Raw genomic sequence first — 13,718 nt, 5'->3', positions numbered from 1 at the left:
CATCTATAAACTTAATAGAAGGTACTTTGGTGAAAAGCTCTTTGATAGGCTAGTTATCGCCAATATTACAGCTTATGACTAAAAACGGAGATACATAATATTTTTTATGTGTGTTCTGTTGTGTGATTTTTTGTAAAGGTTTTTTTCATTGAGTATATATAAGTCATAGTCGACTAATAGAACTTTTGTCTAAACGAGCTAAAGACTCTCGCATAATATCACTTATACATAAGTATCTAAACTCTGGAGTGATTATAAATGGAAAACTTGAACAGAGTAATTAAGGAGGACCACTCAGCCCTCAACTGAGTAATATAATGCTTCATGAATTAGATATGGAACTCGACAGACGTGGTCATCGGTTTGTTCGGTATGCGGATGATTGTTTAATCTTCTGTAAGAGTAAGAGAGCTATGACAAACTCAAAGAAAAATTAAGAGGAATTACAAACCGAAGTAATGGGAAAGGGTATGATAAACTCAAAGAAACATTAAAAGTGTTTGTAAGAGGTTGGATATCTTACTTCAAGTTAGCAAACATGTCGGCTAAGATAAAACGTATAGATAAATGGCTTCGAACAAGAATGCGGAAGTTCATATGGAAGAATTGGAAGAGTAAAGGGGTAAGGTATACAAATCTTAAAAAGATAGGTGTTAAAGCTAATCAAGCTAATCAATGGGCTAACACCCGAAAGGGATATTGTCGAGTAGCTTTGAGTCCCGTTCTAAAAACATCAATAAATATTCAGATCCTAAGGAAAGCAGGCTATACTTTTCTAAATGACATTTACCTAAAAGTACCGTAAATTAAGAACCGCCTTGGTACGGATCTGTATGCCTAGTGTGAGAGGTCGGTTGAAGAAATAATCTTCAGCCTCCTACTAGATTATTTTTTGTGAGTTCAGGGTTTATGCCGAACGTTGAAATAAATCGTTTCAGTAGTAACCCATTGTGATAATGTGTTTTAATATCACTCATAGAAAAGGGAATATCTGTGTCAGGTTCTTGATCTATTAAAGTAATCCAATGCTTAACGTTAGCTAAATTAATAGCTGTTAAACACATATTCCAATGAAAATGTAGTTTCTTTTCACTTCTAGCTTGACAGTGATTTAAACCCGTAAATTGTTTAGCATCTCGATATAGAAATTCTATTTGAAAACGTTGACGATACATCTGTAATATTTCATCCCACTCTAAAGTAAGATCCGTTGAGAAATATTTCTTGTGGAACATCTCTTTTTGTGTAGTTGGAATGTCCGTTGCATTAATCACGATGTTGTTTATTCCCAAATCAAGAAATTCGTAATGGAACCTAAACCCACTGAACCCCGCTTCATATGTAGAATAATATTCACAATCAGGAAAATTCCTAACTAGATAATCTGCTAAAACAGAAGCTACTGTAAGTTGGGTAAAGGTCTTATGAACGATGTTTTCTGTCAAGATTGTCACTGTCCAACTTTTAGGTGTACATCTATTTCAGCAAAAAGTTATTGTTTATTACTATTTTATATCAAATATATAAACATATATGATTATTTCTGTCTTTTATTATTGTTATTTAACAAAAAACAACGACTTCGGAGTAGTTTTCCAGCCCTCTGCAAGAGCAAGTAGTTTTGAAAGCGAAAATCTCAATTTCGAGTGCCTCAAAACATAACTTGCTCTCATCTTTCGATGAGTAAACTCACCAATTTTACAAAGTAAAATCTATAGTGATTTCATATTAAGAAATCACTCACTATTTGATATTAAAGCGCCAAGTATAACCTTAAAATTCCATTTAAAGTTTTCAAACTGTATATATAATTTCTTTGCTGTAAGATAGTAAAGTAATTTTTGCAATTATCTTTGAAATAGCACTTTAAAGCTGTTTTAAAATAATCTTTGTGTAAAAACTTACAAGAGTAAAGTTTTCGACAAGCTAAAGCTTACAACTATCCATAATGTAAAATGTAAACCTTTAAAAATGTACAATATGGGAACAGTAAACCAACCATCAAAAAAAGACAGTCAAAATGAGTTAGTCGATGAAGATTATCTAATGAATATCATGAGTGGTGATATAGCAGTTAAGTCTGTAGAACAAGCTAAGCATATCGTAGAAGAAAAAGAAGAACCTCTAATCCAAGAAGAAGTAACAAAAGTCAAAGAGAAGAAGCCAAAGAAAGAAATAGCAACTACTAAATACCAAGAGCTTTTTCTAATTAATGAATTTCCTTCATCCAGAGCAGGAAAGGTTGTTTATATCCGACCTGAATATCACGAAGTATTACTTCGTATAACCCAACTGGCTAAAGAAGAAAAAACAACGCTTTACTCTTATTTAGACAATATCTTAAAGCAACATCTACAGCAGTATAACTCTGAAATCACCCAATATTTTAATGACAAATTCAAACCTATTTTATAATGGAAAAATTTAATCACTTAGGAGAATCAACTCAAGTACAACCGACTAAGAGTATAGAGAATTATGTAGATACTTTTTTAAAAGAAGTATCTACTAAAGCAAAAGATGGTAAAACGGTCTATATTCGCCCAGAGTTCCATAAGAAGTTAACACGTATAGTTCAAGTAATAGGCGAAAATAAGGTATCTGTTTATACTTATCTAAATAATCTATTAGAGCATCACTTCAACGAATTCGAACAAGAGATAACCACAAGCTTTAATGAAAAGAACAAACCTATCTTTTAAATATTTTTTATAAAAATTAAAGAAGTAAAACTGTAAAAACACCTTTACAGTTTTACTTCTTTAAAAAAACAAAGACACCTTATAAGATGCCTTCATCTGCAAAAGAGTAGTAACTCTCTTGTGTTATAATTAAATGATCTAAAAGCGTAATATCAAGTATTTTACTTGCTTCTTTAATCTTCCTCGTAATTTGTCTATCAGCATCACTTGGAGTTAATTTCCCAGACGGATGGTTGTGCACTATCAAAAATCCCACTGCATTCGCTTTTAAAAGTGCTGAGAAGATAATTCTTAAATCTACTATTGTACCTGTTATCCCTCCTGAGGAAGCTTCTAATACTCCAAGTACTTTGTTGTTGTTTGAAAGCATAAGTACTTTAAACTGTTCCAATAATTCAATTTTGTTACTATCCCAAGCTTTTAATGCTATTTGATAGGCACTGTAAGAAGATGTAATGTGTGGTCTCTGTGAAGCCTTTACTTTTGATTTGTAAATCAATTCTACTTCTGATGCGATAAGCCATTCTTTGCTTAAAACTGTAGTTTCCATAATATTAAATTTTTTAAATTAATTATGGAGCCACAATTGGTAATGGCTTAGCGAGCGCAAGAAGCAACGCAATAAAGCGAAGACTTTAGTCAAGCATTTATGGGGGAATTTCTTGTTAGCGAACCGCTAGGCATTGCCTAACTTTGTGCAATTATTAATAAAAAATATCCCCCATTTATTTTATGCATCTATAAAATCAAAGAACTGCTTTAAAGAATCAATAGTAGAGTTATCTAAAATCAGATTATTGTCTTTCTGTGTAGTATTCTTTTGGGTATAGGTAAGCAAAAAGGAATCTAGTTGATTAATTAACACATTTAATTTAGGTGCATTGTCATTGTCTGCATACAAAGCTAAACTGAGTAAGGTATTTAGATTTGAAGTATGAGGTAAATAGGTTGTGTGAACGAGTATGTACATCTGTAGTTTTATATATAGACACCTATGTAGTTTATTAGTTGAGATAAAACTTTGCTTTTTAGCGTGAACAATCTTTTTCTTAATAAACCTATTAATCTTTGAAAGTGGATATTTGAGTCTAAAAACACTCTCTCCATAATCACAATCGTAATTATCCATCCAATGAACACTTGGGTAATAGCCATTTGAATAAATTATATTCTCATCTTTAATTATGCCTTCAAAAAAATGTATGTTCTCAAAACTGTACTCTTGAATAAAGAGTCTTGTATGAGTGATAATCGTAAATCTTACATTGCTTTGTTGCTTATTACTTAAACTATCAATTGCCTTTTGTACTTCCTCAGCTTCTTCTTTGGTAGTAAGTACTAAGAGATAAAAATATTTAATTTTTCTGTCATTTTCGAAGACTACAGTCTCATGAAATTTATAAATTTCTTCCACTCCTTTTACATTCGTTAGAGATGACAACTTATCTAAATATTTGAATACCTTTTTCTTTTTAACCTTTATCTTTATTTTGCGGTTTACTCTATATAGTCGCACATCACGCTCAAACTTGTCAAGTAGTTGTATAACCATATTATGTAACTTTATTTGAACTTTTTCAAGTGCTAATGCCCAATCATCAAGTCTCGCAGAGTCTGGGTCTCTATCAATTGCACTTATTATATAGAATTGCCCTTCTTCATTTTTTACAAGTAGAGTCTTTATCTGAGGAAATACTCTTTCTAGCAATAGTAGTCTCTCTGTAAGATCACTGTTCACATTAGGGGTTCCAAAGAGCATTGTTTCAATGACACTTAAATCATATTCAAAGAATTTTAAATAGAAGTAAGTTACACCAAACTCTTCATCTTTATTCATTCCATTACTATATGAAGATAAAAGGTTATATGTTTCTATATATTTGTGCTTATACCTTCCAACATCACTGTAATAACAGTAGCTTTTTGGCAATTCAATATTGTCATCTTTATAGAGTAACAGCGTATCACCTAAACCTAATTTTGTGAATGCTCTTCCTGCTTTATCTTGTAATTCAAAATCTTTGTCATCTAATAGGACGATATGGAAATTACTATCTGCTAAGAGCTCTTTAGTATACTCTTTACTAAATACTTTAGTAGCTTCTGTTTTGTCTTTTACACGAAGCCAAAATACTTCAAGGTTATAGGATGAAGTATAAACACCACCGTACCAAATGGTAGTAACTTGTTTATCTGTTACACTGCTTATTAGCTTTTTTTCGAGGTTCTCAGGGAACTTTTGCTCTTGCAATAATTGAAATTTAGTTTCCATAATTTAAAATATTAAAGGGTTATTAATTGGTATATAATTCTTTGATGTGATTGTAGAAGTGATTACAAATGTGTAGTGTGTTTATATACTGCTCTTGGGAAGAATTATTAGCAGAGGTTGATTGTCTTGGGAAGTAAGGCAGTTTTGTATTTAGAAAATAGAAAAGAGCATCGGACTGTTTTGTACTCATTAATTGATCGCTATAATCTCTATCAGCCCATTGCACGAGTTTCCATAAATAGCGAGGACTAGCAAAATGAGGTACATAGTTTAGCTTTTTATATAAAAATGAAAGGCACAATTGCTTGAAAATACTTCCTAACTGTACAACATGTCCGATTTGATAGGTAGAACAACTAAACAAATCCATCTGTAACCATTGACTCTCTAAATTATCTTGACATAGTTTCCAAAAGTCCTTTTGCCAATAAGAGCTATCAGTATCTTCGGGTAATTCAAAAACAGGAAGAATAAATTTAGTATGCTTCTTTTTGGTTCTACTGTATACAACATTATCATCTGTGATATGTTTGTAGATAAAAGGCAAGAACTTTGTGCCATGACGTTCTATCCAAGTGGTTTTATGTAGTAGACAAGTGATTTCAACTCGTTGATTAAAGTGATTTCTGATTAATGTTGACATGTGCTGTTCCATTTGAATCTTGATATCAGTACCCACTATAAACAAGAGGAATTCTATAGAGTCATTAGAAACTTTACTTTCTATCAAATAGATTAAGTCAATGCGATAACTTTGAAGTAGCCTTTTAATAACAGCATTAAGCATAAACTGTTCATATTCTACTTTAGAAAAAATCTGCTTCCCTTTTAAATCACTAAGTAGATACTCAATTCTTGGAGTAAAAAAGTTATTGACTCCTTTTTCAAATTGCTCGCTTATAGAAGTACATAGACTTTCAACTTTAGTAAGATCATTTTCTTCAATTAGCATTTCGCTATTATTATCAACACTTAATAGATTGAATAAATACGTTTTATCAATCTCGTTACTAACAAATATTTGACCTAGTTCTGGGTAGTTATTTTCAATTGATTCTAATAACTCTATATCAGAGTTAAAGATGAAAGCGCTTTTGGGAAATAGCATACTTTTAACGCTGTGAAGGTAAAGGCGTATAATATGCATATACATAATCAATACAGCCTGAAATTGCTTCTGTTTAACAAGTGAATCAATAAAACGAGTTTTATAATCCTCGTGTTTTTGTTTGACCTCTATTACCCAATTATCAAGTTGTAGAAGTTGTCTTCTAATTGAGAAAGTATAAAAGTTTTGTAATAGACTTCCCCAACTACTTTGTTTACGAGAATAGATTATAAACTGTGGATTCAGATAAAGAGAGAGATAAGTAAAGTGAAAATCACTTTCAAAAGGAAAGACGATGTGTTTACAAAACGTTACAACTACATCAAACTGTTCAAATACTTCTTTAGTCCAAGAAGATTCTTGTAGTTCTTGTCTTTTAGTCTCAGGTATAGCCTTATTTAGAATAACCGTTATTTGCTTGATAGCTGAAAAATGCGGACTTGTTGCAAAGATTAATTCAACATTTCCATTGTTTATCTCATAGAGAAGTTTCTCTTGGACGACAAGAGGAATACCTTGTAATTCGTTGACTGCTAATTTAGTTTTCATAAGCTTACAGTGTTTAAGGTTAACAACTGCAAGTTCTTATCTTGGGTTATGGTAATCTATTCTGAAAGAGCATATTATATCCACCTATCGTTTTTTCTTCAAACCCCAATACTCATCATTATCAAATTAAATCGTCATTAATTTTAAGCGTATAATTTACCTATGAATACGAATAGTTTACTGATTTACAACAAAGTAAATTTATGAGTAACCTAAAAACTTAAATTATGGAAACGTATGATTTTACTTTAGAATCTCATTTATGGACAAAAGAAGAAATAGAATGTCCTTATGAACTATTAGACTGGTTAATTGATCTTGCTCATATAGATTATTTTCAAGAACAGATCCGCAATTACTGTTGGTATTTACTTAGTGATAAAATGTATGATAAGGCAAAGGTGTCAGAAGTTATTTTCGATTTAACCGTTTTACAGTCCTTGTTTAAAGCAAGCTACCGAATCTTTTTGAACCCTAACGTGTTTACTGAGAAAAGGCTTACTGTTTCAGATGTATCTGAAGAAGACCTACAAGAGATGAAATACATAAATGAACAAGAGTTTAAAAATCCATACTTAGTCTTTAAAAGTGTTTTTGAGCAGTTCGAATTAAATAGCATAACGAGCTCTTTTTTCAATTTAGTTTTAGCTACAATGGCTAATAATGCGTCTAACAAGGAATACGACAGCGATGTATCGATGCTTGTTTATCATAGATTATTAGAAGCTTGTCTGTTGATACAAGTACGTGATACAGCTAGTTATCGATAAATCTTTATCTAAAACGAAAAAAAGGTAGAATACCAACCATAGTAATTCTACCTTTTTTTATTGTTTATATCCAATGATAGGATTCGTCTTTTCTGTTTAGATAACAAAGCATATCTTCTTTTCTAAGTTCTGGAAAAAATCTAATAGCTCTTTCAATAGCGTAATTAGGTAAGAACTTAATCTCGTTACATATTGTAAGAAGCACTTTTTCTCTGCCAAATAGTCGAACGATTTCATCTATTTCACTTTGATCTCCACGTTCAATTACTCGTGCTATAATGGGAACATATGCTTTCTGATAATCAAGCTTATTAATATCAGTATCCCAAAACAATTGAGTTTTTAAAGTTGAAATATCAGTTAGTTTTTGCTCTTTTTTCATACTTTAAATTTACTAATTTAAAGTGTAATAATAAACAAAAGCTTAACCATAAGATTAAGCTTTTACAATATCATTAAGTTTTATCTACTTACTTTGAATCAACTTCTCTAAGCGATTCATCATCTCATCTTTTTCTTTAAGCATACGCTCATACAAGGCAATCTTTTCTTCGTGAAGCTTTACAATTGCTTCTAATGGATTGTTATTTTGAATATTTAAGCCATTATTATTGATGGCATTATCAGAAAAATTACAAGCAATATTATAAACAGCCTGTTCCTCATCAAAATTCTCAATCGCTTCAACAGGTATTTTAAGCACTTTAGAAATCTGTTGTAGTAGAGAATTATCAATTACCTCTTTCTGTTCTAAAACAGATATCTTTTTTTGATTCCAATCTTCTCCTAAATCAAAAGCAAGAACTTCTTGTTTGATTCCAAGCATTTCTCTAAAACGCTTTACGTTTCTTCCTTGATGTATTTTATGTTCCATAATTGATTAGCAGAATTAAGAAGGCTCAAAAGAAAGCCAAAGATTAAAAAAAGATTGAAAGGTAAAGTTATAAAATATCCTGTAAGAATAGAAATTTAATTCGCATCGTTGAAATAATGATACAGTATAACACCAAGTACAACCAATGATTGCCAAAGAATCTTACTGAGATAATCCACTGGTTATTTTTCAGTAAAAGGCAATATTATGACAACAAAACTAGAAATTCCAAAAATTCCAATAGAAGAGGGTAGGACTTACTTTAAGAAAGAGGGAATAGATTTAACAGAAGAAGAAACAGCTATTGTATTGGATTTTATGTACACATTAACACGCTTTGTTTTTAAGGAATACTTTGATATAGAGTGAGTTATTTGTATATTTATACACTCCCAACAAAATAATTGTGTCAAATTAAATAATCAATCTATGAAAATAGCAGATTTGTATATCCGTGTTTCAACGGATGAGCAAGCTGATAAAGGTTATTCACTAAGAGATCAAGAAGAGCGATTGCGACGCTTTTGCCAATCAAACGATATCCAAGTAGGCAAAGTTATCTTAGAGGATCATTCAGCGAAAAGTTTTAATCGTCCATCTTGGATTGCATTAATGAAAAACTTGCGTAAACGAACTAATCAAACCAACTTATTGTTATTTACTAAGTGGGATAGGTTTAGTCGTAACGCTGGCGATGCGTATCAAATGCTTAGTGAGCTAACAAAATTAGGTGTAGAATTACAAGCCATTGAACAACCTTTAGATTTATCTATTCCTGAAAACAAGATTATGCTTGCAATATATTTAGCAGCTCCAGAGGTAGAGAATGACAGAAGAGCACTTAATGTATACCATGGTATGAGACGAGCTAAGAGGGAAGGAAGGTTGATGGGAAAAGCACCTTTTGGATATATAAACAGGAGTAAAGAGGATGGAACAAAGTATATCGCTATAAAGGAATTGGAAGCTAAAGCATTAGTTTGGGCTTTTGAAGAAATCGCCAAGGGGCTATTAGCAGCTAATCAGATACGCTTAGAGATGAATAAGTTTAGTCCTCGTAGCCTTAGTAAGAGTGCTTTTCACGTAGCGATTCGCAATCCTTTATATTGTGGAAAAATATTTATACCTAAACACAAGGATGAAGAGGCTCACTTTGTCGATGGGCTACACGAAGCATTAATCACAACAGAATTGTTTGATAAAGTTCAAGAGGTGTTAGATGGAAAAGTAAGAAAGGAACTACCAAACACAAAAGTACTATCAGATGCAAATTTGCCACTAAGAGGCTTTTTAGTTTGCCCTAAGTGTAGTAGAAACCTAACAGGTAGTTTATCAAAGGGTAGAAACAATAGTTATTATTACTATCACTGTATAGGTTCTTGTGGATTTAGACATAGTGCAAGCAAAGCAAACTTACTATTTGAAGAGGGATTAAATCAATTACAATTAAACGAGGCATTTTTAATCCGTTTAAAGAAACATTTGTTAGATACCTATAACAAGATGCTAAAGAATCCAATTGATAAAAAGAAAACACTATTAAACGAGATAGAAAGACTAAACGCTCAACTTAGTACAGCAAGGACAAAATTATTAAGTGGAACACTTGATGATGATGATTATCTTGAAATTAAAAAATTGAATAAAGCAGAACTTGAATTGTTAGAAACACAATTAATGAAGGAGAATAGCAAAGTAAAGATTGATATTAATAAAATATTGAACAAAGCAATAGAAGTAGTTGCAAACATTGGTACACTCTACACTCAGGCAGATATATCAATGAAAAGAAGAATAATAGGTTCAATTTTTCCTGAGAAAGTAGTTTTTGATGGAGAGGTATATCGAACCGATAGAATAAATGTTTTAATAAGGTCTATCTTATTGATAAATAATGAAATAGCTGAAAATAAAAACGGGAGAAATGAACAAAAAATTCAATTCTCCCGTTTAGTACTCGAGGCGGGACTTGAACCCGCACGAACATTACTGCTCACTGGATTTTAAGTCCAGCGTGTCTACCACTTCCACCACTCGAGCATGCTTACACACGTTTTGTTTGTGATTGCGAGTGCAAAAGTCGAATAATATTATTTAATATACAACAATTAAAAGCTTTATTTTTAAAATAAAAACCACGTTATATACTTATGTGTTGATTTTTAGTAGGTTATTTGAGTGGTTTTTTTCAAAAAAAGTATTATGTAAATTGATGTAATTGTTATTTTAAGTTTAGAAAGTATGTATTTACTCCATTACTTCATTAAAATCGATAAGATTAAAATTAGAATCATTTTTTATAAAATCATAAAACATAGCTGCATGTCCTGCTCCTACAATAATTACGATATTTTTATCTCCAATTGAAACTTGATTTTGTACATAAGAATACATTATTAAATTGCGTTTGTACCAGCTTGCAACAAAATCAGAGCCAAAGAACGTATCATCGTTGTTTAAACGATTTAGAATTGATATATAGGCTCCTTTGTTCAATTCTCTTTGTTCTTTAGAGTTTATACAGACAAAAACGTCGGATAAACTATTTTTTGCAACACAATTATTAGTAAAGTCACTTAGAGTTTTAATTCTATTAGAAAAAGATGTAGGGTCTATTAGTGTATTCTTGTTTGTTTCAGATTCTATTAAATCATAGCGTTGCTCTAAATTATAATCAATAGAATATATAGCATTGTTTTTTGATTTTTTCGCAAGTCTGAATCCAAGTTGAAAAATCTCATTCTCCGAATAATATCGTTTAAAGAAGTTTTTTTGGATACTATCTAAGTTATAAAAGGGTTTATTGTCTACATACAACAAGTATTGTTTATTCAGGTTTTCTCTGTTTTCATATGACGATTCTACAAACACTTTATCAGGATTGTATTTTTGTACAATTTTATTAGTGATTTTTTCTAAATCCTCTTGCTTAGAAGAGTTTAGAATATCGATGTCAATTACTTTTCCACGATCAAAACCAGGGTTGTTAAAATGTACTGTTCCTATCAGAATTACATTTATTTTTTCTTGTGAAAAAACAGTTGTGAAAAACAAAACAAGGATAAAAGCTATTGTATTTCTCATTTGATTTATTGTATTTGGTGAAAGGGATATAGTTTGTTTGTACAAACATTTTTTCCGTAAAAATATTATATTTCATAAATTATACAATACTGCTTTCGTTTAATTTATAAACAGAGAAAACATATCGATAGGGAGTAAGTTGATACAAAAAAACCGATAACATATGTTATCGGTTTTTTATGAAGAAGGCTTGTTTTTTACAGACACCTTATTACTTAATTCTTTTATAGCTAATTTCAGTATATTTAATAGAATTAGCATCTTCTTTTACTGGATTAGGCAATGAGACCATAACAACTAATTCGTTATTAGTTAAATTCGTTATTAGCATCTTATCTTCTATGCCCAACTCATCTAAAGTATTGATGTTATTATTTTGAAGAGTATAATTTAAGCCAACTATTTCCTCAAGGCAATTACCATTTTCATCTTTACCTACAAATTGAAGGATATCTATTTTATCTGTCGTATAAGTCCAAGTCATCAGTCCGCATCCATAATCATCAGAAGGGAAAATTTGTTCTATAAATTTTGCTTCTCTATCGTATGTCTTAGTTGATGATAATTCCCATGTTCCTACTAAATTCTCTATTTCAAATTTTTCAGTAGCTTCTTGCTCTTTACAACTACTCATTCCCAATGCCAAGAAAGAGAACAGTAAAACGTATAAAGTTTTTCTCATATTCATTCTATTTTTTTTGTAAAGATAAAATTTTCAACAGATTTCACTAATAATTCTATTGATAACCGTTTTTATAGTTATTCAAATTATAAGAGGAAAGAAAAGCAGCTTAAGCTATATCATATGACCGAAATATTACTTCAACAAGTCATACAATTAGAACAAACTATAAAGCAAAGCGGACAAGCTCGTTTAGATACTATAAAAGTTATTCTGTGAAATTTTGAGCTCTCACAGCTCTAAAACTTGCACAGAATAACTTTGTTGGAATAATTTATGCCATTAAAAAAAAACTGATTAACGTTTCGGAGCTTGGCGAAGGCGGCATTTTTAGCACGAATCTCTAATTGAAGAACAAACTTCAAAGCTAACTAAAAACTTTAAGACGAAACCATTTCTGTCGTTTTTGTCAAATTGATGTTATAGGTATTCTACTTTTATTTATAGTTTTGTGCGGTTTAAAAAATGCAAAAGAGCGACCAAAAGCGTTGGTTATTTTATCGTTTATGCAGTATTATAAATTTTAGTCAGTTCACTTTTAATAGTTGTGAAATCAATTTTGTTACTAAATTCTACGGACAACCCTTTGTTTATCACATAAATAAAAGATTCTTTTCGATATACAAATTCTCCTTTATTGAGAGATTTTTCTATACTGTCAGATTTTGCCAACAAGCACGTTAGTTGATAGTCTTTATTGATTTGTTGGGTTCTATTACTTGGATGAGCTTTTGTGTTGTGTTGTGTAGCTGTTAGTAAAATCAAATTTTCTACATAATGCGCAATTTCAGGAAATTCAGATCTTGTAAAAATATGATGCACTTGTGTTGCTTCACCAGCTGACCAGTAGTCATTTACTTCACTTTCTTTATGTGTCTTTTTTATTAAAGCAATAGCTTTTTGAACATAGTAAGCGTTTATGACTTCTTGTTTTTCAACATCTTCTGCACTTAATGCTTCTTGTCGTGTAACTGATTTTTCTTTGTTAATATCTCTCCAATTTTTCTTGTTGTACATTGTTTCTGAAAATGTCATAACAAATTTCCCCTTACTACCTGGGACATTATTTTCAACGGCATAGATATTCAGTATTTTATGAAACATTCTACGAATATCAAGTCTTGAGTGGGTAGGAGTGTTACCTGTTATAAAACGAAAATATTTTTCATACAAGTTTTCTCTTGCCTCGTTTAGTCCTTTTACTTGTTCAGCTTTGTATTCTTCCAAATTCTTTAAAAACCCGCTGTCTTTGAGAACTTTTGTAAAATAACAATAAAGAAAGTTGTAAGTATTTCTGTCTTTACGAGAAATATAATCTAATAATTCCTCATTGTTTACTGAGAAAGTCAAAGAGGCATTCACCTTTGAAACATTTAGAACTTTTGCGTAAGCTAATAATTTCAAAGGTTGTGATAGAACTTTGTTGTATTCGTTGTATGCTTTTTTATCATCTGCCCAAGGTTTGTTAAAAACAACTCTGCTGTTTTGAATGAAATATTGGGTTTTCCAAATATCATTTATTACAAAAAGAGGTTTTGTTGAAACCATATTTAAAACACAATCAGCCACAAAGCAGACTATATCAGGTGTACATTTTTGGTCTACAAATCTTGCGTCTTTCGACTTTCTTACGTCAAAATCAAATTGAGCTAAAAATTTATTTATTTGTTCTCTCAT

Annotated in this window: 15 protein-coding genes, 1 tRNA gene and 1 pseudogene; 7 read left to right on the top strand and 10 right to left on the bottom strand. The window is 31.0% G+C overall.

The window, feature by feature from the left end; all coding sequences use genetic code 11:
- Positions 1-317: 317 nt before the first annotated feature.
- Both BLT46_RS13275 and BLT46_RS13270 read left to right on the top strand, forming a co-directional pair.
- Entirely contained in the window at positions 318-437 is a 120-nt protein-coding gene (locus tag BLT46_RS13275; protein ID WP_317040931.1) for a hypothetical protein, read from the top strand.
- A 5-nt stretch (positions 438-442) separates the two neighbouring features.
- Positions 443-805 carry a group II intron maturase-specific domain-containing protein gene (locus BLT46_RS13270; RefSeq protein WP_090409734.1) on the top strand — a complete coding sequence of 121 codons (363 nt, stop codon included), beginning with the start codon at positions 443-445 and terminating at the stop codon, positions 803-805.
- A gap of 64 nt (positions 806-869) precedes the next feature.
- Here the strand turns inward: BLT46_RS13270 and BLT46_RS13290 are convergent, their stop codons facing one another.
- Positions 870-1,274, bottom strand: a complete 405-nt coding sequence (locus BLT46_RS13290) for a transposase (RefSeq protein ID WP_143021891.1) — start codon at positions 1,272-1,274, stop codon at positions 870-872.
- A 706-nt stretch (positions 1,275-1,980) separates the two neighbouring features.
- On the opposite strand from BLT46_RS13290, the gene BLT46_RS09840 reads away from it, so the two are divergent.
- Both BLT46_RS09840 and BLT46_RS09835 read left to right on the top strand, forming a co-directional pair.
- Positions 1,981-2,415 (top strand): DUF3408 domain-containing protein, encoded by a 435-nt coding sequence (locus BLT46_RS09840; protein WP_090409737.1) that lies wholly within the window; start codon positions 1,981-1,983, stop codon positions 2,413-2,415.
- Positions 2,415-2,702 carry a DUF3408 domain-containing protein gene (locus BLT46_RS09835; protein ID WP_090409730.1) on the top strand — a complete coding sequence of 96 codons (288 nt, stop codon included), beginning with the start codon at positions 2,415-2,417 and terminating at the stop codon, positions 2,700-2,702. Before BLT46_RS09840 ends, BLT46_RS09835 begins: the two co-directional genes overlap by 1 nt.
- A 79-nt stretch (positions 2,703-2,781) precedes the next feature.
- Here the strand turns inward: BLT46_RS09835 and BLT46_RS09830 are convergent, their stop codons facing one another.
- The 3 genes from BLT46_RS09830 to BLT46_RS09820 form a co-directional block, all read right to left on the bottom strand.
- Positions 2,782-3,252: a JAB domain-containing protein gene (locus BLT46_RS09830; protein ID WP_090409728.1), complete on the bottom strand. Its 471-nt coding sequence runs from the start codon at positions 3,250-3,252 to the stop codon at positions 2,782-2,784.
- Positions 3,253-3,432: 180 nt separating this feature from the next.
- Positions 3,433-4,974 carry a hypothetical protein gene (locus tag BLT46_RS09825; protein WP_090409726.1) on the bottom strand — a complete coding sequence of 514 codons (1,542 nt, stop codon included), beginning with the start codon at positions 4,972-4,974 and terminating at the stop codon, positions 3,433-3,435.
- Between the two features lie 22 nt (positions 4,975-4,996).
- Entirely contained in the window at positions 4,997-6,631 is a 1,635-nt protein-coding gene (locus tag BLT46_RS09820; protein ID WP_090409724.1) for a hypothetical protein, read from the bottom strand.
- Positions 6,632-6,858: 227 nt separating this feature from the next.
- Between BLT46_RS09820 and BLT46_RS09815 the strand changes: the two genes are divergently transcribed.
- Positions 6,859-7,401 (top strand): hypothetical protein, encoded by a 543-nt coding sequence (locus BLT46_RS09815; RefSeq protein WP_090409722.1) that lies wholly within the window; start codon positions 6,859-6,861, stop codon positions 7,399-7,401.
- Positions 7,402-7,465: 64 nt separating this feature from the next.
- Here the strand turns inward: BLT46_RS09815 and BLT46_RS09810 are convergent, their stop codons facing one another.
- Positions 7,466-7,783 carry a DUF6922 domain-containing protein gene (locus tag BLT46_RS09810; protein ID WP_090409720.1) on the bottom strand — a complete coding sequence of 106 codons (318 nt, stop codon included), beginning with the start codon at positions 7,781-7,783 and terminating at the stop codon, positions 7,466-7,468.
- A gap of 84 nt (positions 7,784-7,867) precedes the next feature.
- Entirely contained in the window at positions 7,868-8,275 is a 408-nt protein-coding gene (locus BLT46_RS09805) for a helix-turn-helix domain-containing protein (protein WP_090409718.1), read from the bottom strand.
- A 207-nt stretch (positions 8,276-8,482) separates the two neighbouring features.
- On the opposite strand from BLT46_RS09805, the gene BLT46_RS13200 reads away from it, so the two are divergent.
- Positions 8,483-8,644, top strand: a complete 162-nt coding sequence (locus tag BLT46_RS13200; protein WP_167343482.1) for a hypothetical protein — start codon at positions 8,483-8,485, stop codon at positions 8,642-8,644.
- 60 nt (positions 8,645-8,704) lie between these two features.
- Positions 8,705-9,487: pseudogene (locus tag BLT46_RS13265) on the top strand (recombinase family protein); the annotation flags it as partial.
- A gap of 742 nt (positions 9,488-10,229) precedes the next feature.
- Here the strand turns inward: BLT46_RS13265 and BLT46_RS09795 are convergent.
- The 4 genes from BLT46_RS09795 to BLT46_RS09780 all read right to left on the bottom strand — a co-directional run bounded on the left by BLT46_RS09795 (position 10,230) and on the right by BLT46_RS09780 (position 13,718).
- Positions 10,230-10,315, bottom strand: a tRNA-Leu gene (locus BLT46_RS09795).
- A gap of 207 nt (positions 10,316-10,522) precedes the next feature.
- Positions 10,523-11,359, bottom strand: coding sequence for a DUF5694 domain-containing protein (locus BLT46_RS09790; protein ID WP_090409716.1), 837 nt, complete (start codon positions 11,357-11,359; stop codon positions 10,523-10,525).
- Between the two features lie 211 nt (positions 11,360-11,570).
- Positions 11,571-12,041: a lipocalin family protein gene (locus BLT46_RS09785; protein ID WP_090409736.1), complete on the bottom strand. Its 471-nt coding sequence runs from the start codon at positions 12,039-12,041 to the stop codon at positions 11,571-11,573.
- A gap of 504 nt (positions 12,042-12,545) precedes the next feature.
- Positions 12,546-13,718 (bottom strand): hypothetical protein, encoded by a 1,173-nt coding sequence (locus BLT46_RS09780; protein ID WP_090409714.1) that lies wholly within the window; start codon positions 13,716-13,718, stop codon positions 12,546-12,548.

The sequence above is a fragment of the Myroides phaeus genome, assembly GCF_900099675.1.
GTDB classification, from domain to species: domain Bacteria; phylum Bacteroidota; class Bacteroidia; order Flavobacteriales; family Flavobacteriaceae; genus Flavobacterium; species Flavobacterium phaeum.
The sequence above is the reverse complement of the archived record's forward strand: the minus strand, read 5'-3'. Positions and strand labels throughout refer to the sequence as shown.